This is a genomic window from Paenibacillus woosongensis, assembly GCF_009725165.1.
Lineage (GTDB): Bacteria > Bacillota > Bacilli > Paenibacillales > Paenibacillaceae > Fontibacillus > Fontibacillus woosongensis.
Genome location: NZ_WNZW01000001.1, coordinates 1202671 through 1226888, shown reverse-complemented (window position 1 = coordinate 1226888; position 24218 = coordinate 1202671). Strand labels below are relative to the sequence as shown.

General features: G+C 46.0%; 18 protein-coding genes and 4 pseudogenes. 17 read left to right on the top strand and 5 right to left on the bottom strand.

The window, feature by feature from the left end; translation table 11 throughout:
• Positions 1–55 precede the first annotated feature (55 nt).
• From GNP95_RS05695 to GNP95_RS05655, 10 genes are all read left to right on the top strand, one after another.
• Positions 56–1105 (top strand): ABC transporter substrate-binding protein, encoded by a 1050-nt coding sequence (locus GNP95_RS05695; protein ID WP_230202649.1) that lies wholly within the window; start codon positions 56–58, stop codon positions 1103–1105.
• A gap of 16 nt (positions 1106–1121) precedes the next feature.
• Positions 1122–2096 (top strand): FecCD family ABC transporter permease, encoded by a 975-nt coding sequence (locus GNP95_RS05690; protein WP_230873673.1) that lies wholly within the window; start codon positions 1122–1124, stop codon positions 2094–2096.
• On the top strand, positions 2093–2920 hold the full coding sequence (locus GNP95_RS05685; RefSeq protein WP_007130966.1) for an ABC transporter ATP-binding protein: 828 nt from the start codon (positions 2093–2095) through the stop codon (positions 2918–2920). The genes GNP95_RS05690 and GNP95_RS05685 overlap by 4 nt, the downstream gene beginning before the upstream one ends.
• 36 nt (positions 2921–2956) lie before the next feature.
• Positions 2957–3895 (top strand): ATP-binding protein, encoded by a 939-nt coding sequence (locus GNP95_RS05680; protein WP_095397591.1) that lies wholly within the window; start codon positions 2957–2959, stop codon positions 3893–3895.
• Positions 3885–5882, top strand: coding sequence for a VWA domain-containing protein (locus tag GNP95_RS05675; protein WP_196427081.1), 1998 nt, complete (start codon positions 3885–3887; stop codon positions 5880–5882). Before GNP95_RS05680 ends, GNP95_RS05675 begins: the two co-directional genes overlap by 11 nt.
• A gap of 12 nt (positions 5883–5894) precedes the next feature.
• The gene (bchH, locus tag GNP95_RS05670; RefSeq protein WP_230873672.1) at positions 5895–9620 is read left to right on the top strand and encodes a magnesium chelatase subunit H; all 3726 of its coding nucleotides are present in this window, start codon (positions 5895–5897) and stop codon (positions 9618–9620) included.
• 59 nt (positions 9621–9679) lie between these two features.
• Positions 9680–10573: a class I SAM-dependent methyltransferase gene (locus GNP95_RS05665; protein WP_155609851.1), complete on the top strand. Its 894-nt coding sequence runs from the start codon at positions 9680–9682 to the stop codon at positions 10571–10573.
• Between the two features lie 2 nt (positions 10574–10575).
• A complete protein-coding gene (locus GNP95_RS26125; protein ID WP_230873671.1) occupies positions 10576–10758 on the top strand; it encodes a hypothetical protein in 183 nt (60 codons plus the stop codon).
• Positions 10759–10763: 5 nt separating this feature from the next.
• Positions 10764–10934, top strand: a complete 171-nt coding sequence (locus GNP95_RS26580; RefSeq protein ID WP_330163270.1) for a metal ABC transporter permease — start codon at positions 10764–10766, stop codon at positions 10932–10934.
• A 135-nt stretch (positions 10935–11069) separates the two neighbouring features.
• On the top strand, positions 11070–11984 hold the full coding sequence (locus GNP95_RS05655; protein ID WP_095397586.1) for an NAD(P)/FAD-dependent oxidoreductase: 915 nt from the start codon (positions 11070–11072) through the stop codon (positions 11982–11984).
• 106 nt (positions 11985–12090) lie between these two features.
• Here the strand turns inward: GNP95_RS05655 and GNP95_RS05650 are convergent, their stop codons facing one another.
• Together GNP95_RS05650 and GNP95_RS05645 are read right to left on the bottom strand one after the other, a co-directional pair.
• Positions 12091–12303: a hypothetical protein gene (locus tag GNP95_RS05650; RefSeq protein ID WP_054819294.1), complete on the bottom strand. Its 213-nt coding sequence runs from the start codon at positions 12301–12303 to the stop codon at positions 12091–12093.
• Between the two features lie 31 nt (positions 12304–12334).
• Entirely contained in the window at positions 12335–13045 is a 711-nt protein-coding gene (locus tag GNP95_RS05645) for a GAP family protein (protein WP_330163269.1), read from the bottom strand.
• A 92-nt stretch (positions 13046–13137) separates the two neighbouring features.
• On the opposite strand from GNP95_RS05645, the gene GNP95_RS05640 reads away from it, so the two are divergent.
• The 7 genes and pseudogenes from GNP95_RS05640 (at position 13138) to GNP95_RS26695 (ending at position 21518) form a co-directional block, all read left to right on the top strand.
• Positions 13138–13731, top strand: coding sequence for a TetR/AcrR family transcriptional regulator (locus GNP95_RS05640; protein ID WP_095397584.1), 594 nt, complete (start codon positions 13138–13140; stop codon positions 13729–13731).
• 294 nt (positions 13732–14025) lie between these two features.
• A pseudogene (locus tag GNP95_RS05635) lies at positions 14026–14236 on the top strand (GrpB family protein); the annotation flags it as partial.
• Positions 14237–15068: 832 nt separating this feature from the next.
• Positions 15069–15665 carry a TetR/AcrR family transcriptional regulator gene (locus tag GNP95_RS05630; protein WP_196427080.1) on the top strand — a complete coding sequence of 199 codons (597 nt, stop codon included), beginning with the start codon at positions 15069–15071 and terminating at the stop codon, positions 15663–15665.
• A gap of 111 nt (positions 15666–15776) precedes the next feature.
• Positions 15777–17962 (top strand): annotated as a pseudogene (locus GNP95_RS26575) (MMPL family transporter).
• 243 nt (positions 17963–18205) lie between these two features.
• Positions 18206–19561, top strand: a pseudogene (locus tag GNP95_RS05620) (ISNCY family transposase).
• Between the two features lie 220 nt (positions 19562–19781).
• Positions 19782–20953: pseudogene (locus GNP95_RS26570) on the top strand (IS1380 family transposase); the annotation flags it as partial.
• A gap of 82 nt (positions 20954–21035) precedes the next feature.
• Entirely contained in the window at positions 21036–21518 is a 483-nt protein-coding gene (locus GNP95_RS26695) for a VanZ family protein (protein WP_095397582.1), read from the top strand.
• A gap of 400 nt (positions 21519–21918) precedes the next feature.
• Here GNP95_RS26695 and GNP95_RS05605 read toward each other — a convergent pair whose 3' ends face one another.
• From GNP95_RS05605 to GNP95_RS05595, 3 genes are all read right to left on the bottom strand, one after another.
• Entirely contained in the window at positions 21919–22128 is a 210-nt protein-coding gene (locus tag GNP95_RS05605; protein WP_155609849.1) for a hypothetical protein, read from the bottom strand.
• A gap of 23 nt (positions 22129–22151) precedes the next feature.
• Positions 22152–22769: a DUF6431 domain-containing protein gene (locus GNP95_RS05600; protein WP_155609848.1), complete on the bottom strand. Its 618-nt coding sequence runs from the start codon at positions 22767–22769 to the stop codon at positions 22152–22154.
• 1227 nt (positions 22770–23996) lie between these two features.
• Entirely contained in the window at positions 23997–24215 is a 219-nt protein-coding gene (locus GNP95_RS05595; RefSeq protein WP_007130946.1) for a hypothetical protein, read from the bottom strand.
• Positions 24216–24218 lie beyond the last annotated feature (3 nt).

Here is a 24218-nt window from a genome sequence, read left to right as displayed (position 1 = left end):
TAACATCATTTTGAGTGAAGTGTTGTATGAATCAAAAGACAGGAGGTTCAAAGTGATGCATGCATACAAGCGGCAAAATTTACTTCGCCAATGGAGCGGAGGACTGCTAGCAGGAGTTATGTTCGTATCCGGTTGTGCAGCGCCGTCCAATCCTGCGAGCGACAATAATCGTGATGCATTGGAGTTATCGCCGTCAGCGGAGTCTAGACCTGTATCTGTTCATGATGCGGAGGAAAGGGAGTCGTTTCTCACGTTCGAAGACGACACTGGAAGGGAGATTCGGCTGCCTGAGCAACCACAGCGCATCATCGTCCTATCGCCGCAGCTATTGGATTTGCTTTATTCGGTTGACGGTCACGCCATTGCCCACGCCACATCACCGGGTGGAACGGTGCCGGATGAGGCGGAGCGAATCGAAGAAGTCGGGGGAATGACGACCGTCAATACGGAGAAGCTACTTGCTTTAAAGCCTGATCTCGTGATCGGCTCTGTGGTGTTTCACCGTGAGTTAACGGCGATTTTGGATGCGAGTAACGTGCCGTTCGCCCTGTTCAATCTGAGTACATATGCAGATTTGCAACAAAAAGCGGTGTTGTTCGGTCAGCTCTCTGGGACGGAAAACAAAGCTAGGGAAGCACTTGCCGATTTGGATCAGGAAATTCGTGAATGGACTGCCCGGGTACCGGCCAGTGATGCACCAACTTTCATCATGCTGAACGTGACCCCTAACAGCCTTTCTGTGCAGCGGCAAGATACCGTCGGAATCGAGGTCGCAACTATGCTGCATATGAACAATTTGGCGGAAACATGGGAAGCAGCAAGCGACAGTCCGTCGACTGCACCATTTAGTCTGGAAAAAATCGTCGAGCTAAATCCGGATTATGTTTTTATTCTGATCCACGGGGCGCGAGAAGATGGGGAGAAGAAAATTCAATCCGATCTGGCCAGCCAACCTGCATGGACATCGCTGCGTGCTGTGAAGGAAAACCGTATGGTCATCTTGCCGTCTGATCGGTTTCTCTCAAACCCGGGATTTCGATTAAGTGAATCAGTCGAATATTTGGCTAAGCTTGTTTATCCGGATACATATGAGAATGGTCATTAATGCTTTCCGTATTCCGATGTCCAAAGGCATTCTTGTCATTGTCGCTTTGACGGCTGCGGCAATCCTCGCTACTGGATTCAGCATCGGTACCGGAGCAGTCCGCATTTCGTTGTCAGAGATTTGGTTATATGTCTTTCACGGTTATGACGGTCCAATGAAGGAAATTGTGTGGAACATTCGGCTGCCTCGAACGTTAGTGGGCATGCTCGTTGGAGCTAATCTGGCACTGTCCGGTGCGCTCTTGCAAGGCGTGATGCGGAACTCGCTGGCAGATCCGCACATCATCGGCGTGTCATCTGGAGCAGGATTATTCGGCATCATCGTTCTCATTTTATTTCCTCATCTATGGTCGATGCTGACACCAATCGCTTTTCTTGGCGCTTCCGGAGCTGCTGCCATCATTTATTTGCTTGCCTGGAAGGACGGTGTACAGCCGGTGCGCCTAATACTTGCAGGCGTGGCCGTGTCCGCCTTTCTCGGCTCTGGCATCTCCGCATTGTTAATTTTCTTCAGCGATCGGGTGAACGGTGCCCTCGTGTTTATGGTTGGCGGCTTGTCCGCCAAAAGCTGGCCAGAGCTTGAAATCATTCTCCCTTATTCGCTCATTGGCATGAGCCTGGCGTTCATTGGCAGCTCGCATTTGAATATACTTGCCCTTGGCGATTCCAATGCACGCGGCCTCGGCTTGTCGGTGGAAGCAGCTCGCTTCTTCCTGACGGCGCTCGCTACCTTGCTTGCCGCAAGCGCGGTCAGCGTCGTCGGCCTGCTCGGCTTCGTCGGTCTGATCGTTCCGCATTCAGCCCGCTTGCTGATCGGCAGTGATTATCGGTTCTTACTTCCTGCATCCGTGCTGCTTGGAGCGGCCGTTGTGACATTTTGCGATACACTCGCCCGCTTGATGTTTGCTCCTTTGGAGCTGCCGGTCGGCATTATGATGGGAGCTTTGGGGGCGCCGTTCTTTCTATATTTGCTAAGGAGGGAAGCGAGATGACGTTGTTACGCTTGGAAGACGTGTCCGTGAGGCTTCACAACCGTACGGTGCTGGATTCGCTGAATTGGCAGGTGGAGGTCGGAAAAATTTACAGCATTATCGGTCCGAATGGCAGCGGCAAAAGCACCTTGCTCAAAACTTGCGCCGGTCAATTAAAGCCTGCGCAAGGAAAGGTGCTCTTGCAAGGCAGACTGCTCGACAGCTATCCCCGTCGGCAGTTGGCACGGCATATGGCAATGCTTCAGCAAAGTCAAGCATCTCTGCCGGACGTGTCCGTGCGTTCGCTGGTCAGTTACGGACGTTTTCCTCATCAGCCTGTATGGGGCGCAAAGCGCAAGGAAGACGAGAAGATTGTCGAATGGGCCATGGCTCAGACCGGAACGCTACCCTTCGCGGAGCGAAAGCTGTCTAACTTATCCGGCGGAGAACGGCAACGCGTATGGATTGCCATGACCTTGGCACAGCAATCGGGGCTCATCTTATTAGATGAACCGACGACCTATCTCGATGTCAATCACCAGTGGGAGGTTATGGAGCTAGTCCACGATCTGAATCGCAAATATAGCATTACGATCGTCATGGTCCTGCACGATCTCAACCATGCTGCAGCTTGCTCCGATGAATTGTTGGTGATGCGAGCTGGCGAAATGTATGCCAGCGGACCGCCGGAGCAAGTCATCACCGATCGCATGCTGCGCGATGTGTTCGGTGTGAGAGGGAGCGTAGGAAGGGATGATCGAAGCGGTCGCATGCATTGCCATATCGAAGGGCTGCTTGAGGCGGTTGATTTCTCAGCTCAACCCGCAATCGCAGCAGTCAAATAACGAATGTCTAAAACATTTACAAAGGAGAGGATCAACATGGAGGGGAAAGCAGACGTATATCCGTTCGCGGCAATCGTCGGACAGGACTTGATGCGCAAAGGGCTGCTGCTTAATCTTGTCAATCGGAAGCTCGGCGGCATCTTGATCCGCGGGGAGAAAGGCACAGCCAAATCGACGGCCGTACGCGCAATCGCGGACTTAATGCCGGAGCTGAGCGTCGTGAATTTGCCCGTACATGCTACGGAGGATCGCGTCGTCGGCACATTGGATATCGAGCATGCGATTCGAGAAGGAGAGAAAAAGTTCGAGCCGGGACTGTTAGCGAAGGCGCATGGACATATTTTGTACGTGGATGAAATCAATCTACTCGATGATGCGATCGTCGATGCGCTGCTCGACGCAGCAGCCATGGGGGTGAACACCGTTGAGCGAGAAGGCGTCTCCTACTCGCATCCGAGCCGCTTTATCTTGATCGGTACGATGAACCCGGAGGAAGGGGAGCTGCGGCCGCAGCTGCTGGATCGCTTCGCGCTTTCAGTAGAGGTGAATGGGGAACGAGATGTGGAGAGCCGAATGGAGGTCATTCGCCGGCGCCTAGCATTCGAAGCAGATCCAGACGAATTCCGAAGACGTTATGAGCCGCAACAACTAGAGCTTCGGGAACGGATAGAACGAGCGCGTCAGCTGCTCGAGCAGATCAAACCGTCCGAGGAGTTACTGAAATGGACCGCCGCAGTCGGCATTCGGCTGAAGGTAGACGGACATCGTGCGGATATCATGTTAATGAAAACCGCCATGGCGATGGCTGCATTCCAGGGAAGAACGCAGATCGTGGCAGACGATATGGTAGAAGCGGCGATGATGGTGATGCCGCATCGCATGCGCAAGCGGCCGTTCGAAGAGGGAGCATATGACCACGAGACGATACGCGAGCTGCTCGGCGACCTTCTGTCCGAGGTCACCCATGCAAGTTAAGCCTCACTTGTATCCGTTCTGTGCTGTAGTCGGTCAAGAACGTGCGCAAAAGGCGCTGCTGCTTCATGCGGTAAATCCGGGATTAAAGGGGGTGCTGCTGGCAGGCCCACCAGGAACGGCGAAGTCCACGCTCATCCATGGTGTTACAGAGCTTCTGCCGGAACTTAACGTCATTAACATTCCTTTGAACGTGGATGAGGAACGGCTTTGGGGCGACTGGGATATGGCAGCTGCTGTCCGCAGCGGCAAACGAACGTTTGTACCCGGCTTGCTTGCAGCTGCGGATGGGCACATCGTCACGGTAGACAATGCGCATATCATGCCCGAAAGGTTAATGAAAGCGGTCCTGACTGCTGGCGACAATGTGGCGGGCGAGCCCGCGCATGGGCATGTCCGCAAGAGCTCTGAGCGAAGAAGTGGCCTTGACAGTGCAGCATTCTGCTTGTTCGCAGCTATGAGTCCGGACGATAGGAAGCCGCTGCCGGCGATGTTTGATCGCTGCGGGCTATATGTGCGACTGGAAACCTCGGCGGACCTTGCGGAGCGAACGGAAATCGCAAGCCGCTTGCTCGCCTTCGAACAAGATCCTGAGTCGTTTCGCCTAGCTTATGAATCGGAAACGAAGGAATTGAGAGCACGTATCGCAGCGGCTAGGACTCGGCTGCCTGCTGTACATATTGATGGAGAGCTGCTACGTTTGGCTGCCGAAATCGCTGAGGAAGCTGGCTGTCTGGGACACCGCGCGGACATCCTGCTGATCGAAGCGGCCCGGACGATCGCAGCTTGGGAGGGTCTTAGAGAGACGACACAGGAGCATCTGCAGGAAGCAGCGGGCTTTGTGCTGCCGCACCGGATGCGTGCAGCATCTTACTCGGAAGAGTCGCGAGGGAAGTCGCCGGCAGACTTAGCGGATCAAGAGCCAACGAAGCATGATTCGAATGACGATCATCCATCACCAGGATCGCATCGCGATAAGGAAAGCCAAAGAGAAAACCAAGCGGAAGGAGAGAATAATGCGACAAACGGCGAGCAAGTTGACCGGTCACAATTCGCTTCGCCTGCACAACTTGGGGGCGACCACAACGGCGAAGCCGATAGTAGACAATCTCTTTCCTTAGAGGCGCGGGCTGTAGTGGAAGCCGTTGGACGGGAAATCGCTGTGCAGCCATTCGTCTTTACCCCGCCGCAGCCAATGAAGCAAGCGCAAACTGGGAAACGAAATCAAGCGTCAGTAGGAACGGTAAACGGTCGATATGTGCGGGCTGCGATGCCGCGCGGCCCTCTAAGAGACATTGCGTTTGATGCCACGCTTCGTATGGCGGCTCCCTTTCAGCGGATACGTAAGCAACAATCAAGTTCATATAACACGAACTTAAAGCTATGGATTGAGCCGAGTGATGTGCGTGTGAAGGTTAGGGAAAACAAGACAGGAACTGCTTTGCTATTCGTCGTCGATGCCAGCGGTTCGATGAATGCAAATAAGAGAATGAAGGCTGTCAAAGGTGCGGTATTGTCTTTACTTCGTGATGCGTACCGGCAGCGTGACCATGTGGGCTTGATTGCCTTTCGCGATCAACAAGCTGAATTGCTGCTCGGGTTGACACGCAGTGTAGAGCTCGCGGAACGCAAATTGAGGACGCTGCCAGCTGGCGGGAAAACGCCGCTAGGTATTGGACTGGAAAAGGGACTCATTGCGATTCGCCCTTTGTTAAATAGAAGAAGTGGACTCATCCCCGCGATGATCGTCATGACCGATGGAAAGGCGAACGTCAGCGCAGAAGCGGCAGGTGATCCATGGCAGGAAAGCCTGCAAGCTGCACAACGCATCGCAGCGGCTGGCATACGCACACTTGTGATCGATACAGAGGATGGTGTAGTACGATTCGGCTATGCCCGCAAGCTGGCGGAAGCGATGCAAGCGCGGTATTACCGGTTAGAACAATTGGAGGCTGGGAGTATCGAACGAGCTGTACGGACGTTGATCTAAAAATAATGATTTATGGATTACGGAAAGGAGGATGGCGCGTTGAAGCTATCCATACTCACAAACGGGGAAACGACGTTGTCGCATTTGTCTGAAGCATATCAATTGCTTGATCAAAATCAGAAAAATCAGCTGCATCTGACCATCATCGATTTAGGGAATCGGAAGATCGACGAGCTTGAGGACGTGGAAGCCACGCTTGTTGGAGCTGACCTTGTCATCTTCGATGCACATGGCGTCCGCCAGGACGTTGTCGAATGGTTGAGTAGCCTGCTAAGCAAAGGGACGGCTCATATCGTTCCGCTTGGCGGCAACTCCGCTGAGATCGCTTCGCTGCTCAAGCTAGGCAGTCTGACCTTTGCAAATTTGCCTAGACAAGAAGGGCATACACATGCGGCAACGTCCTTGCCGCTAGAAGGAATGGATGAGGGTAAGTCGGACTATGAACACTACGTTCGATTTACCGAATATTGGCGGGGCGGAGGCACAGCGAATATGCTCGGACTGCTTTGTCTGGCAGGCCGTGAATACGGCGGCTGCCATCTTTTGCCGGAGCCTAAGGAGCCGGTATATGTTCGGGAGTTAACGATTATGGAGCCGAGCAGTCGCACGGTTTACTCGTCTGCAGCCAGCTACCGGCAAAGCAATCGCTACGACGAAGGTCGGCCGAATGTCGCGATTTTATATCTTGGGAATAGCAATCCGCTCGATACTGCGGAATGTATTGCGCAGCTTAAGGAACAATTGGAGGCTTTCGTGAACGTCATGCCGATCGCGTTTCCTTCAGTGATGAACATTCCACTCGACCGTCTGCGCGAGTTGCTACTTGGCGAAGGTCACCAAGTCGACCTTATCGTGAACCTGCTGCCTTTCCGACTTGGGATTGGTCCCGGCGGAGGAAATCAGGACGGGGCTGTGCAGATGCTGGAACAGCTCGATGTGCCGATGCTGCATCCGCTATTGTTGAACAGTAGAACGGAACAAGAATGGAGACAGTCTGCGAGTGGACTTGAGCCTTCGTTGCTGCTCGTTCAGGTCATGCTGCCGGAGCTTGACGGGAGCATGGAGATGTTTCCGATAGCGGCACTGCAGGAAGACGGAGAAGACACCGAGCTAAACGTTCCGCTAAAGCGGCTTGCACTTATACCTGAACGGACGAAACGCTTGACAGATCGCATCCGCCGCTGGCTTGCTCTGCGGAGCAAGCCCAATGCAGAGAAGAAGCTGGCGCTCATTGGCTACAATTATCCGCCAGGCGAAGGAACGGTGTTCGGCGGTTCCTTCTTAGATACATTCGAATCGATAGCACGTTTATTGAGCTGGCTGAAGCAGCAAGGATATCATACCGAGGAACTGTCAGCGGCGGAGCTGCGTGCCAGATTTATAGAGGGCGGTCTAGTCAATTCCGCAAAATGGTCTGATCCTCAAGCTTCGAGTCAGTTGATCCGTTATGCGGATCCCCATTTCACACAGAAGCTATCCAGACGTTCTTGGGGAGAAGAAGCGATAAGCCGCTGGGGTCAGCCGCCTGGTGACATCATGACGGACAACGACTCTTTTCTCATACCCGGTTTAATGATCGGCCAAGTGTTTATCGGCCTGCAACCTTCACGCGGTATCCATGAGGATCCAGAGAAGTCGCTGCATGATCGTTCGTTACTACCTACGCATCAATATACTGCGTTTTATCAATGGATTCGTGAACAGTTTCAAGCGGATGCCATCGTCCATATCGGGACACACGGTACCTTAGAGTTTCAGCGGGGGAAAGAGGCCGCTCTGTCTGGGGACTGTGTACCGGACGATTTGCTCGTGGATTTGCCCAATTTGTACTACTATCACGTAGGGAATCCGTCAGAAGCGATGATCGCCAAGCGGCGCAGCCATGCCGTATTGATCGGCTATCAGGCGCCGCCCTTTACAGAAGCTGAGCTGTATGGCGAATGGCGTGAGCTGGAAGCCTTGCTGCACGAATATCGTGAAGCGAAGCAGCTCGCGCCGGAACGATGTGAGGCGATTCTACAAGAGCTGCAGGCGGTAGCGAAGTCGCTTGACTTCTCCGCGGAAACTGTAGAACTCATGGAGGAGGAGCTTTATCGCATGCAGCGTTCGCTCATCCCTAGTGGACTGCATGTGCTTGGCGACAGCTATTCTCCTGAAGTCGCTTTGAACCATATGCAATTCGTGCTTCGCCACGAGCGGGGAAATATTCGCTCAATTCGCGGACTGCTCGCTGAACGTCAAGGCGTTCGGGCGGATGCGCTAACTTCGGGCAAGCATGTGAGCTTGCTGCGCCAGCTCGATGAGGAAGCGAATGCGTTAGTGACCGCTTATGTGTCAAACAAGGCAATCCCGGACATGTATAAGAGTGAACATCCAGATTGGCTTAAGCAGTTGGAAGCTTCGCTCGAGTACGGTTACGAAGCTTACCTAAGATCATTGCAAAATGAGGAAGCAGAAGGGCTGATGCGGGCGTTGGAAGGCCGGTACGTTCCAGCTAAGCTCGCTGGTGACGTGCTGCGAACACCTGAAATATTGCCGACCGGACGCAATCTGTACCAATTCGATCCCCGCTTAGTGCCCAGCCGTACAGCTGCTGAACGGGGGGCGATTGTCGCCGAAAACTCCATACAGCAATATCGCGAGCAGCACGGGGACTACCCGCACACGACGGCGGTCATCCTCTGGGGGATTGAGACGTCGCGCACACAAGGGGAAACCATTGGGCAAATCCTGCATTATATGGGGGTTCGCATTGGCGGGGGAGTCGGAACGTTCCGTACAGAATATGAAGTGATCCCGCTTGCGGAATTAGGCCGACCGCGCTTGAACGTCATGGTGCATATTACTGGGGTTTTTCGCGATTTGTTTCCGAATTTGCTGGAAGAATTACATGACCTATTCCGCAAGGTTTCGGAGCTGGATGAACCTAATGAGCTCAATTGGTTCAAGGCTCATACACGAAGCATGGAGGAGGAGCTGCTGGCTGCTGGATATGAGGCAAGTCAAGCGCATGACTTAGCTTGCGCCCGCATCTTCGGCCCGGCAGAAGGAGAGTATGGCACGACGGTGACGCGGATGATCGAGACGAAGCTATGGAACGAGGAGTCTGAGCTCGGAGCGGCATACACGGACAGCCAGCAGCATGTATACAGCGCACTAGCGCGAGGACAGGCGGAGCCGGAATTGTACCGGTCACATATGCTGGAGGTGGATATTGTGTCGCAAATTCGCAGCAGTCATGAATGGGAAGTAACGGATTCTGACCACTATTATGAGTATTTTGGCGGCTTGGCAAAGTCTGTGGAAGTGATGAAAGGTCGTAAAGCAGACATTCATATTACGGATACGACAGGGGAGCAAATCAAGACAGAATCTGCCGAACATGCGATTGCACGCGGAGTAAGGACTCGCTTAACGAACCCGAAATGGATCAACGATCTCTTGAAGCATCCTTATCATGGCGCAAAGGAAATGGCCAGCCGATTCGAGTATGTACTGGGACTTGCAGCCACGACTGGAAAAGTAGAACCTTGGGTATTCGATCGTCTGCATGACGTCTATATGGCTGATGAAGCACTTAGCCGGAAGCTGCAGGACAACAACCGTTGGGCTTACCATGCGATGATCGAAACATTGCTGGAAAGCGAGCAGCGAGGGTACTGGACACCGGATGAACAAGTTCTGCATCAGCTGCGGCAGAAATACCTAGAGCTTGAAGGAGAGTTGGAAGGGGAATGAGAACAGCTTGAGGCATAAGCTGAAATCCATTTAAATTAAGAAATGAGGTGTTTACCTAGATGATCGAAATCTTACGCAACGAAGCTGCTTGGGAACAAGCTTGGAAGGACGACCAAACGACAGGTGTAAACTTGATGAAATCAGCAGGGATCGAGCCGAGATTCACTTTTGGCGCCATCGCGGCCCAAAACTACAATGAGCAATCGTTCAACGATGAAGGAAGAAGACGGTCAGCACGTATTATCGGCTGGTTGGAAAATCAAGGCGTAAATTTTAATGGCGCCTCTGTCCTCGACATCGGAGCGGCCTCTGGAATATTTTCTATTCCCTTTGCGCAAAGAGGAGCAGATGTGACCGCCGTTGAGCCGTCGCTTCCGTTCACAGAACTATTGGAGCACAACAATCAAAAATGGGCCGACGGTAAGGTAAAGATCGTGCGCGCAGCCTTTGAAGATATGGATACGAAGACATTAGGCTGGAACCAAGCTTTTGATTTTGTCTTTGTGTCAATGTGCCCAGCGATCACAGACTGGGAGATGGTGGAGAAAGTGATCAGCTGCGCTCGAAAATTTTGTTATATCAGCTTGGCAGCAGGTCCTAAAGAACACAGCCTCACCCTTGAAATATTACCGCTGTTAAACCATTCATACAACAAGCATCAAAACTCCGAGATGATGTATTTGCTACAGCTGCTTTATCTAAAAGGGTACGCCTTTCATTCACTCGTCACAAAAGAAATGAAAGCCAGGGTTGTGTCTCGTGCGGAAGCCATTCAAGAGGTTTTACATTGGCTTAACTTTTACAATTATCCAGTAGATGAGAATACGCAGGCCATCATTGAAGATTATCTGGATCAAACTTATCCTGGAAAAACGATCCCAATCAAACAAGGAGGGCGCTTCGGCAAAGTGCTCATTCAGTTAGAAGAGCAAAGCATGTTTAATTATTCATGAGGATGAATCAACCAAAGCGCCTACATCCGATGAGTTCCCGCATAAGGGACGCGTTGTACGAAACAATGGCGGTTCCGGAAGAGCGGGAATTTTTGATCCAGATGGGCATGATATTCAGGCGGATGAAGAAAGAGGCGTGTACTTTGATTGTGTTTGCCTTTGAAAAACAACACTTATCATATTAAATGGAATGGTCATTGCGCTTGTTGGCATGTTAAGTGGTTTAGTCGCTTCTTATGAATTGGGTACACCACCCGGCGCTTCAATCACATTAATTTTAATGTTGATTTTTTCAGTCATAACACTTGCAAAGTACATGTTAGATTACTTGAAATTGGATAGACTATTTAATAAAAGTTAAGTCTAGAATGAAATATGCAGAAAATGACAAATCGAGTTTACGCCGTAGATTTGCCATTTAGAAATAAGCCCATGCATCATACTGAGTAATCACTTCACCTATGGAAAGTTAAACTAAAGTGGAAGGGAGTTAATCATGAAGGAAGTTGATGTTGTTATTATTGGAGGAGGTCCTGCAGGTTTAAGTGCTGGACTTGTGCTAGGACGTGCTAGAAAGAAGACATTGATTATTGATGAGGGCCAACCGCGTAATGCAGTGACTAGAGAGGCTCATGGCTTTTTAACACGTGATGGCATTAGCCCACATGACTTTCGAAATATTGCTAAAGAACAGCTTCGCACTTATCCATCGGTTTCACATCTGGAAGATATCGTCAAGTTGATAGAAGGGGAAGATGGACAATTTTTGTTGGAAACTGTTTCGGGGGTGAAGATAGCCACTAGAAAACTGCTGTTTGCTATCGGAATGAAGGATCGTGATCTTGGTATACCAGGGTTGGCGGAGGTCTATGGTAAGAGTGCGTTTGTATGCCCGTATTGTGATGGCTGGGAACTAAGGGATCAGCAATTAGTTGTCATAAACAGAGGAGCGACATTAATGCATTTTGTCCCATTGCTTTCTGGGTGGTCGAAGCAGTTAGTAGTTTGTACAAATGGTCCCGATGAATTGAGTGAAGCAGAACGTGAAGAATTGCGCGCACATAATATCCCGGTATTTAATGCACCAATACATTCAATCCAATCAAATCAAGGCATGGTAAGCCATATCAAGCTTGAGGATGGGACGGAAATTTCGTGCACAGGGATTTTCTTCAAGCCGGAATTGGAACTTGGATCGGATTTGCCAGTTGCCCTTGGTTGCCGGATGTTGGATACTGGAATCATTGAAGTCGATGAGTTTGGAAAAACTAGTGTACCTGGTGTTTATGCAGCAGGGGATGCAACTACACACTTACACCAATCTATTGTTGCAGCTGCTTCAGGTGCTGTATCCGCAGCTGCAATAAACGGGGAATTAAATCAAGAAGAATGGCGGAAGAGCAACGTTTGATTGAATAACCATGAACACTTTACGAGCCTTCCTCACCCAAGTATCATGCTCATAGAATAAACTTCAAGGGTGAGGAATAACTATGAGGTCTTCAAGACATAATAGGTTAGTCAACTTTATCCTTTATTTTAAGAGAACCCACACCAATAATTGCTCCCAATATCACTAAAATTATACTGGCTATTATTTCATATCCTTGCAATGCATCGATGTAATTGACGAGAAACCAACTTGGTCCCCCGCCTGCCAATCGATTTATGATACCTCCAACTCCCTGAAGCAATAGAAGTAAACTTGCACCGCTTGCAATCTCTTTCATAACGCTACATCTCCTTTTTACATAACGAATATCAAGATAGAACTCCCCTGATGCCAATATTGAATAAAATCGCCCCAATAACTGCCACTCCGACTAATACAGAAGACAACGGAGCTTTTACTAATTTTGATCGCAGTTGTTCAAGCTGATTCATTATCCAGTTTTTACATAGTATAAACACGATCAATAGTAAGATTGAAGGAAGTACCATAATCGCGTTATAGCCAAGTAAAATGCCAATGGACAAACCCGTATGAAACGCTAAACCATCCATTAGTAATATCGAGTAAAAATACGGTAAAGCTGTGGTAAACTCAATCGCAAAGACAATAATACCGAGTATGATCATCCCTCTTATAGACACTTGCGTAGGTAACCATTCCAAAAATCGGGATTCCATCCCTTTTTTAGGATTATAAAAACTAATGAGTACAAAGGCGACTCCAAGTATCGTATAAAACCAACTTGAAATTTGATTGTTCGCCATGCTTTCTATAATACCAAGAATTGGCCCAACTCCGAGATAAACCAAGATACCCATTATAAAATAGCAAAATTGTGTCGAAAATAAAAAAACGATCAATCGCGATGCTGTTTTTTCTTTTTGTATGAGAAGGATATAAGCTGTAATCGCCAATACCCCGGGGCTTAAAATATCAATGACAGCACAGAGCACAATAATGAGGAGTGCTGTTGTGAAATCTATGTTGGCAGGAATTAATGATTCAATGATTTCAATCACCTAAACATCCTCCTTATTTATTCATTTATTTCGCGCACTGTGATAAAATAATAATAACACAGTGTGTTAAATAAAACAAGAGGTGATTTGAAGTGCCGAAAATTGTTGATCATGATCACAAAAGAAAGCTCATCGCTGAAACGGCTTGGAAAATTATTGAAACCGAAGGTATTGAAAAAGCATCTATCCGCAGAATCGCATCTGAGGCTGGAATGTCTGCCGGAGCATTGAGACATTATTTCTCAAACCAGGATGAGTTACTATTATTTATCATGGATTATTTTCTTGCTCGCGGGAAAGAACGGTCGAAGAATAAATCATGGTCACAAGACCCTTTCATTGCGGTACAGGAAACGTTGTTAGAATTGGTTCCTGTCGATCGGGATAAACAAGCTGAAGCTGGCGTATGGCTGGTTTTCGTCATTCGTTCACTTACAAGTGCAGTTTTGAACACGAAAAAAGATGAACTCATCGAAGGAGAATACATTTTAATGGAGGCACTGCTTGAAATCTTGATAAAGGCAGGCTATGTAAAAAAAGACATAGATATTGAAATCGAAAAATTAAGGCTTTCTGCAGTCATTGAAGGTTTATCCATACATGCTCTATTAAGACCGGATATATTCACCATTGAAAAAACGGAACAAATTATTACTCACCACTTAAAAGAACTTTGCAACCAATAAATATTAAGTTAACATTTGATTCGAAATAAACCTTGTTGAAGAAATCGACAATGAAAAGAAGCAGGTCCCACTATAAAAGCCGAAGGAGTCAAAAAGTTTTTTGTCTTTTTCTAAAAGTCTTCCAACGAGTATCGAGTTAAGCGAACCAATAGCTGCTGACGCCGTTTAAAGGGTCGAGGGCAAGGTATATGCTTTGGCTTACATATACGCTTGTGGTATATTAGAGAGTTCTGCGATTCCATATCTTATCTGAGCGGTGTGGAATATTTGACACCGTATCGTGACCATTCGACAATGGCATCTGCCAGTGAGGAAAGGCTTCAGAAACGTTTCGAGCAAGAGGCCGAACGAATTCGTTCAATACTTGGCAACAAGGTTCTGCAATTAGAGCATGTTGGATATACTTCGGTGCCGGGCCAAGCCAATCATCGATATGTTGCTGGTAGTAGAGAATTCAGCTGACGAAACGGCCTACGTTTCCGACTTTGAGGAAGAAGGGTACACCCGTCAAAAACAAATGTAGCCTACTTTTTCAAATGGCCGATGACGTGACGGAGTCCCTCTAACAGCACTTCGTTTGTTGATTTGAATCCCTTCTCTGTGGAAGAATGGATCCGAGAGAAGAGGTTGACGGGTTGCTTCTGCGGGGAGTCAAACCGACTATTTCCGTGACCGAATAACCCTTTTCAATCTTGTAATCTTTACTCGAGCTGTCTCTGACCTGCCCCAACGCTTCGAATGCTCGACCATACGGTTTGATCACATCGGAGTCGTCCTCCAGAATTAACGCGTCCTCATCAAGTGCATTCACCATTTATTTCGCATAGCGGGTGGTGAGCGACGGAGACGGTCGTTGCAGATTCTGACTTAATCGATCAATTGTATTCTTTACCTGAATGAATTCATTCAAGGCGACTGCGATATTTCTAAGAATCACACTTTTGGACTTCAACAGACAGTAAATGGTTTGGGTAATAAATTTGGATTCGACTTGACCAGATTCGGATACCAGGTCTTTTGCAAAATGTATCGTTTCCCGTTTTGTTACATACACATCTGTGGTGGAATGGAACATGTTAAAAACCCCTAATAATTTACATTTTTGTTTAGATTAATTTTGGCGGTACTTAAATTATACCAATCAAAGGGAGGTTTTTTGCTGTTTTCAGGTAATATTTCTCACTTTTCATCTCTGTTTTGGGGGATTTTCTTAAGATACACACCTCCGTAATTACATGCCATTCATTTTTGCGGAAACTCAATTAATTAAATTGGTTTACAAGTAGATTTATGCATGATAAAATATATATTATTCAAAAATGAACGGAGGTTCACGAATGCAATATTTAAAAGAGGAAATTAAAAAACGAATCTTAATAGCTGCATTGGATGAATTTAAAGAGAAGGGTTATTTAAGTGCATCCGTTAGAAATATAGCCAGTAACGCAGATACTGCATTAGGTACAGTGTATAAATATTTTAGGAATAAGGAGGATTTGTTTAATTCTGTAGTAGAATCGGTTTATAGCGATTTGTTTGCTACGATCAATAAAATTATTGTTGCTGATGTTAACCCTAATGAAAAATTGATTGAAATTAAAAATAGGATTTTGGACATTTTTAAAGGAAACAGTAAAGAAGTCTTAATTCTTTTCGGTAAGAGTAAGGGATCTAAATATGAGAACTTTAAAAACGAGGTCGTGGATGTTCTTCATAATATTATTCAAAAAGAAATATTCTCTCGTTTTGAAGATAAAAGCATTGTGAAAGAACCATTTATTTTCTATGTCCTATCAACAAACTTTGTAGAAGGATTATATACCATTTTAAAGACTCAAGAAGATGGGGAAAAAATTAGCATCCTCATTGACCAGTTGATGTTTTTCTCATTTCACGGTACTGAAAGCCGATTTAAAGAAATGTCTCACATTTAAATAATGTGGATATTTTTTTGAAACAAAAATGAACAATCGTTCATGGTGTTTATTTTATCAATTTGGTTGTTTTAGCACATATACAGACAGGAAATACAGGAGGAGATTACATTGGCAAAGTATCTTTATAAATTAGGAAATTGGTCAGCAACACATAAAAAAGCGGTACTTTTTGGCACTGTAGGAATTTTGATGATATTAGCAGTATTAGTACTGAGTTTAAAACCATCTTTTCATGGAGAACTAACTATTCCCAATACACCTGCGGAAAAAGCAGCCAATTTGATTAAAGGAGAATTTGCAGGTACTTCCGAACAATCAACTGTAAACATCGTATTTAAAGCACCAGATAATAGAACGTTGGAATCAGAGGATGTCCAAAGCAAAATTACGGAAGTACTTAATGAAATAAGTAAAGATTCGAAAGTAGCAAGTGTTCAATCACCGATAGAGCTGAACAACTTAAATGAAGATAAAACAATTGGTTACGCACAAGTTACGTTTGCGTTAGAAGCTGACAAAGTGTCAGAAAAATCGAAAGAATACATTTTGGATAGTATTGAAATAACAAGAGATGCAGGTATTCAGACAGAAATAATGGGAGGAGATATTACCTTCTCTAGCATACAGTTTGAAGGAATTTATGAAGTAATTGGAGTAGTGGTTGCATTTATTGTATTAGCAATTACTTTTGGTTCATTTATTGCAGCAGGCTTACCAATTCTTATAGCGGTATTAGGTTTAGGAATTAGCTTATTAGGTATTATGATTGGTGCCTACTTTATTGATTTGAATTCTATTTCTATAATTCTAGCAGCTATGTTGGGTTTAGCGGTAGGTATTGACTACTCACTATTTATTATTACACGATTCAGACAAGAATTGGCAAGGGACATGCCATCAACAATTCAATTTCAATAGCCATAGGAACATCTGGAAGTGCTGTAGTATTTGCAGGTTTGACTGTTATTATTGGACTATTGGGTTTATCTGTAGCTCAAATTCCATTCTTAACCCTTATGGGTGTTTCAGCCGCTATTAGTATACTGGCAGCCGTGCTTATTTCGATTATTACTTTACCAGCAATTTTAGGTATGATAGGCCACCGATTGTCGCCTGCAAAGGAAAGTAGATTTTGGCAAAAAATCAATGGTCAGAATAGAACAGACGAAGAAAAAGCTAATAGATGGGGGAGATTGGTTACTAAACATCCTATCATTATATCGCTAGTATCCATTGCATTCCTTGCAATTCTTACAATTCCTTTCTTCCATATGAATTTGGGGCTACCATCTGATGGAACAGCTAAATCAACGGAAATGACGGAAAGAAGAGCATATGATTTACTAACGGAAGGGTATGGAGAAGGCTTTAATGCACAATTAGTTGTTGCTGCAAAAGTTAGTAAAGTAACAGAGGAAACACCTCAAGTTATTGGAGAAATAGTGAAAGAAATTAGTGATTTAAAAGATATTAAATCTGTATCACCACTTATACCTGGACCTTCCGGAGAAATTTTTATGATTCAAATTACACCAGAATCCGGACCGGATGATATAGAAACAAAGGATTTGGTAAATCTTATTAGAGACAAATCTAAAGAAACAGAAAAAGAACATGATATTGCATTAATGGTAACAGGTAGCACGGCTATGAACATTGACATATCACAGCAATTGAATGATGCTTTACCATTATTTGCATCCTTAATAATTGGTCTTGCTTATATACTCTTAGTAATGGTCTTTAGATCACTATTAGTACCGTTGAAAGCAGTAGTTGGGTTCTTACTTTCATTAGGAGCAACATTAGGATTTATGGTATTTGTTGTTCAAGATGGGCATTTCATTAATTTCTTTGGATTTCCATCGGAATCTCCAATATTAGCCTTTTTACCTGTTATTACAATAGGGATATTGTTTGGACTAGCTATGGACTATGAAATATTCTTAGTTAGTAAAATGAGAGAGAGTTATATGCATACTGGAGATAGTCGTAAAGCTATTTTATATGGAATGAGAGACAGCGGTAGAGTAGTAACTGCTGCAGCTTTTATTATGATGGCAGTATTTTTCGGATTTATGATGAATCCTGATGCGATGATTAAATCAATTGGAATGGCACTAGCCTTTGGAGTATTCTTCGATGCGTTTATTGTCAGAATGACAATAGTACCTGCTGTAATGACTCTAATGGGAAAATCAGCTTGGTATATTCCGAAGTGGTTAGATAAAATTCTTCCTAATATAGATGTAGAAGGAGAGTCTATTACGCATAAAGAAAGAAATGAAGAATAAATCAAGAAAGTAGCATTCTGCAGCTTTCCAGAATGAAGACAAACTCCCGATGCGATGCATGTTGAATGTTGCTCACTGTTAATTAGTTACCCCTGAAAAAATCAGGGTTTTGATCAAAAATAAAAGGAATTCACTGCCTCAAAATGGAATTAGTTATTGTCCAGATAACCATCCAAAGGGGGGCCGAATTCCTATGCTTATGAATTCTTCATTGCCCCTCAAAATCCTTTTGAGGTGAGAAAAATGTTGAAACTTCGTGAAGAACAAATCACATTGTGGGATTCCATCATCTCTGAGAGCGTATGGTCGTTGCCTGAAGAACTGGCTAAAATAGATGCCTTGCTGGATGATGAACGTTTCATGCAGCCTTTTCTAGAGAAGCATCACACCCTAAGGGGCCGTCCGACCAAAGCGATTGAAACCTTCCTGCGTCTCATGTATCTGAAGCGTCGCTACAATTCCGGTTACGAATCCCTCGTGCAGGAAGTAGGCGACAGTCTGACGTGGCGGCGATTTTGCCGCATACCCATTGACGAAAAGATGCCTGATCCGACGACCTTGATCAAAGCGCGCCAGCGCTATGGCGAAGAATGGGTCGAACAACTCAATGAGCTTTTGCTTCAAAAACTGGATGAAGCGAAGGTGCTCAAACACCGGAAGCTGCGGACGGATACCACCGTAGTCGAATCGGATGTACATCATCCGACCTATGCGACCTTGCTGCAGGATGGCGTAAAGGTCATCACTCGCCTGGTAGGCAAGATCCGGAAAGTGGCGTCCGAAGCGACCCGGAACTTCGAGGATAAAAACAGTGAAGTGAAGCAACACATCCTTTCGATCGCCAAGTTGCTGCGCCGGCGCACGCAACAGTCATGGGACGAGCTCAATGCCATAACGGAGCAAGTCGCTGCGATGACGGAAGACGTATGTCAGAAATCAACAGCTGTTATGAATCTTACAAAGGATAAAGGTAAGGCGTCCGTCAAGGCGATGAAAGAGAAGTTAGGTGAAGCTATTACCTTGACCCAAAAGCTCGTCGATCAGGCCAAGCAAGTGGTATCCGGAAACCGCATTATTCCAGATCGGATCGTCAGCTTCTTTGATCCTGAAGCACGCCCGATCAAAAAAGGGAAGCTATCCAAGAGCGCGGAATTCGGATACAAAGCGCGAATCGATGAAACCGAAAATGGGTTTGTAACCGGCTATGAGTTATACAAAGGTAACCCCTCGGACGACGAAATGCTCGTTCCCGCCGTGGTACAACATAAAGAACGATTTGGCTCGGTGCCCCGTGCTGTGGCAACCGACCGCGGCTTCGGCAGCAAGAAAAATGAATCGACCCTTGCAGAACTGGGTGTAACACGAATCAGCACCCCATTCTGAGGGAAGAAGAGCAAGAAACGTGCGGAACTTGAGAAACAGTTATGGTATAAAGATTTGCAACGCTTCCGCGCTGCAGGTGAAGCCAAAATCAGTTTACTGAAACGCAGGTACGGTTTAAACCGCAGCCGGTACAGGGGCTTTGTTGGCTCAAAAACCTGGATCGGCTTGGGAATTTGGGTTCATAACCTCAGAAAAGCCGCTCAGATGATCAAATAAGGCAAAGAAATGGAATACAAAGGAAATATGTCCACCTGAAAATTTCAAGGAGAGTAGAGCGAACTCTAAATTCGAATTTTTCAGGGGTAACTAATTAGAAACGAAAAGTAATCCTGAATTTCGAACGTACAGCTCCGTGGAAACGTGAAAAGGGCTCCAAATCTTTGGTAGAATGGTGTTTGACTGAAACACATCACCCAAAGAGAGGAGCACCTTTTAGGTGAAGTCTACCACACCCGTCAGCAAGATCAAGACTGAATTTTCCTTGGAGAATGCCACCAGCTTCGGAGGCATCAAAATCTTTCTGGAATACCTTGAGAAAATAAAGCTCTCCGAAGCGTTACGTGACATCTCTTGCGGCAAAGGACGAAATTCTCTCTTTCCGATTTACCGCATTCTGCTTTATCTCATCGTGGGTTGGATGCTCGGCTGCGAGCGGCTCTTTCATTTTCGCAAACTATAGCGCGACTAGCTTCTGAAGCGATTTCTTGGCGGGCGATGCCCACACCATACCTTGCTGTACAAAGAACTGATTCGATTGAGAACATCTTGTCCTAACTTGCGGTTTGAACTGCGAACGCTCAATCAGACCGTCATTCGGCCCTGCCTGCCGTCTAAACTTGTCCTTGATCTGGATTCGACGGCGGAAACCGTATACGGCGATCAAGTCGGCGCAGAGAAAGGAAAGAACCCGCACAAGCCCGGCCGCAAAAGCTACCACCCGCTACTGACATTTGAGGGGCAGTCTCGCCTGTGCCTGAATGACTTCCTCCGATCTGGGAACACGCATGCCTCTACGGATGCTGCTTCATTCTTAGACAACACGTTCGAGCTCCTTGGCGGACGTTCGGTGAAATATGCCCGATTCGACAAGGGCTTCGGCGGCGAGGAGTTCTATAGCCTGTGGGAAGGCAAGAACATCGGCTACGTCGGCAAGCTGAAAAGGACGCAGCGCCTTGCGGCGCAGGTGCAGCCTGCCGGTACTGGAAACGATTTGTCGATGAAGACTGGATTATCGAAGGGATAACGCTCATTTACAAAGCGACATCCTGGAAAAAGCCCCGCCGCGTGGCGATCATTCGCAAAGCGCAGGTAATCGATGACGGACAGACCCGCTTGGTATTCGACACCGATCGGCAATACGAAGCGATCGTGACCAATCTGGACTGGGAGCCGATTGACCTGTGGCGGTTCTACAACCAGCGCTGCTGTATGGAATATTACATCAAGGAAGCCAAGAACGGGTTTTCGATTGACCGGATTGCGACCAGCGATTTTGAGGCGAACGAAGTTGATCTGCTCATCAAGCTGCTGGCGTACAACTTGTTCGAGCGGTTCAAGCGTGACTGTTGCGAGCCGGTTCATCAAGGTTACACGATTGCCCGTTTCCGGTTCGTTATTTAATAGGGAAACCTTCACACATACTGAAATTCCGCCTGTCATCATTCTTTAAAAACGTTGGGAAGGATATTAAATGACTACAAACAATGTTTCAAGGTTTTGGAAGTTAATATTTGTTGCCTATGTTTTTTTTCTTCTGTGGTTTGTTGTAGTAAAACCTATTGGTTTTATTGATAGAATACAATCCATACTTGAAAATAGGAGTATCGGGATCTGGAACTACAATGTAGATCCTTTTCGAAGTATCTCAAGTTATTTCCGTTTTAAAACGACTCCATTTGCCTTCATAAATATTTTGGGTAATATTGTTACGTTCTGTCCATTAGGATTCTTAATCCCTACTATTTTTACAAAGTACAGGAAACTTTCTAAGACTTTGTTGATTTGTTTAATCAGTATAATTGGGATCGAGAGTTTCCAATTTGTCACAATGTTAGGTTATTTTGATGTTGATGATATCATTTTGAATATGACAGGTTGTTTAATTGGATATTTTGTTTATAATGGGTTTAGAATATTAGCCAGGAAAATAGCTAAACCTGAATTTCGAAAGTAACAACTCTATGAATACGTGAAAAGGGCTCAAAATCTTAGATAATGGTGCTGGATGCTGAACACATCACATAGAGTGCGATTACTTGACTTTCATAGAAAAAGGGGTTAAATAACTCAACTGGATATAAGGACCTGCAATCAGGTATTAAACTTTTATAGCCGTCAGCAAGTCTGACCGCTAATCCGCGTAGATTTTTGCCCTGGAAACTTTGCTTCCACCGGGTTAGCATCTAGGTAAAAGAAACAGTACGCGAGCTAGAGAACTGATCTTAGTACGCATTATTTCATGAATAAAAATTGTAAATAGACTGTTGTACGGTCTTTTTTCGTTTATAGCGATTTGAATTCAGATTTAGAAGTCTGTTTTCCTATTACAAGCGTTTATTACACGCACATGGAGTTTACTCATTTGACTGTTGTAAAGAAAATAAGAAATGCTGATGATCTTGCAGCATAAGGTTATCGGCATTTCCCGACGGTGTTTCATACTCGTGGCTTACAATTTCGCGCATGAGTGCCATTTGCTCTCCGGGATCCAATTTGCGGCTAACCAGGGGCGCAATCAAGCCGTAACGGAAGTTAGCCTCTTGCTGCCTTGCTTGCTCATCCATGCAAAATCTCCTCTCCCTGTGGTCTATGAGAGTATCCCATAGACGCTAGAAACCAGGGAGGGCGCATATTTTGTGGGATCGGGAGGGCAACTTGCCGTCCAGGCGATTTTTAAAGCGATTTTGGAGGCGACTTTCGCTTGCCGTGCTCCTTGGCGGCGGATGCTGAAGGAATTTATAAGCGTGATGCGGCATGCAGGTAACCCTGCATTTAGAAAAGTCCAATAGCCCCGTCTAGATGCGCCAGCGGGGATGAATCGGGATAACAGTTTGTTCAGCCAATCCAGTGTGTCCATTGGCGTTGGATTCATCATGGTGGGGTAAAGGCGGAGCATATCTTCGTCTACTCCCCCGGCAATGAATTGCCCGGCAACCCAAAGTGCCGCATTTGCTGCGCGGTGCAAATGCCTTGCCCACCAGCGTTTCAACGTACGGAAGCTGTAACGTACGCTAGATGTTGTCGTGCTTTCTGCGATCTGCCGCCAAGAGAATCCCTTGCGCTTGCGCTTCAATGCCGCTTCTCGCACCCAAGTCGCATACCGGGCCCATGGAATCAGAAATTCCGGAAGAAGGGAAATCGTCTTATTACAAGCAGGACAGTACCAGCGGTAGATGGGGATCAGGATGACTTCGTGTTTCGTCACAACGCCTCGCCAATAACGACCGTGTTTATGGAGAAGCCGGCCGCAATCGTCACAGCAGATTTGGACGTCAGGAGATTGATTCTCGAAAGTGCGTAAATAAGCCTTGCAAGAAAGGCCGAAATAAAGTACTTTTGACATGATGAAGTGAATGCTCCCGGGGATCCTCTCCAAAGGTTCGGGAGCATTTTCCTATTTAATCGACAATAGCCTAATCCCCCGTCAATGTACAGAAGGGATTAGGCTATTGTCGGCTGTTTATTCGGTTTGGCTCCGCCAAACCGAATGGCGAATCCATGGTTTTTTTCCGCCAAATAATCAGGCGGCGAACAGCATATCATGATTTCAAACGTTTTTAATAATAGACAAACATGATATTGCTTTAGCAACTTTTCTGAAAGCTATGAAATAAAAAGAGGGAGGGAAGGGGGGCGAAATAACAAGAAAAAATGCCCGATGAAAAGAAGTTTTGAGCTGTGTTATTAAGGGAAGAAGAAAATTGAAAGGAGTATATCCGGGTTTGCTAAAGGACCTAAACCTAAGGTAAAGTATCCGGAATCACCAGTAAAATGAAAGAGCATAAGCTTACGCGTCCTTTTTGTCTCAAGAAGCATGCAAAATTGCAGTCTCTAGTTAGGTATCCTATCATGCCGCATATCTACTACGAGACCAGTTTGCCGCATAACCCTTGAACCAAGTAAAAAGGCCGTCGTTTCCGACGACCTCCCCCTGATATTTGATCATTGCTTGGTCTCCGATAAATTTAACCTATGATAATCTTCTGATGCCCAAGTTTACCACATATATTTATTTTTTATAAACATATTATACGAGGAGATACTGATATAAAAAAAACGGTAATTGGTATTCTAATAGTCTGTTTTGTTTATTTTTCAATGCACCAAGATTTTGAAAATAGTTTAATGCTTGGTTATTTAATTATGATTATAGTGACTTCACTTCTTGCTTTCCTCCGACAGAAGTATTATTTGATAGGGAAATCTATGAAATGGTTATTCCGCACGAGATCAACCCGTTCAAAATCAGTACCCTAGAATCTGGCTACAAGGTAGGTATGAAGAAACGGTTTATTATAAGCATTAATTTTGCCGCTAGTAATCATTCGTTTTCAGTCATCCTTCATATCTCCTGTTAAGGTTCTGTCACAAGGATTGGCGGATCATAGTGGTACTAAACTGGGAAGAACCCGCAAAACAATTCATTCTACGTTTATATCATCGTCGTTGAAATGGATTTTAACATTTCAATCATTCTTTCAATAAAAATCGTAATGATAAAAGGACGATGATTCACGATACAAATCCATAATCCGTATCCAATAACAGATACAGCCCCAAAAACTGCTGCATCCCGATAAAGTCTCTTTCGAAGCAATCCCAACATCGGTAAACCTATCAAAGGCGCCAGCAGGATGTGAAGCATCAACATGTT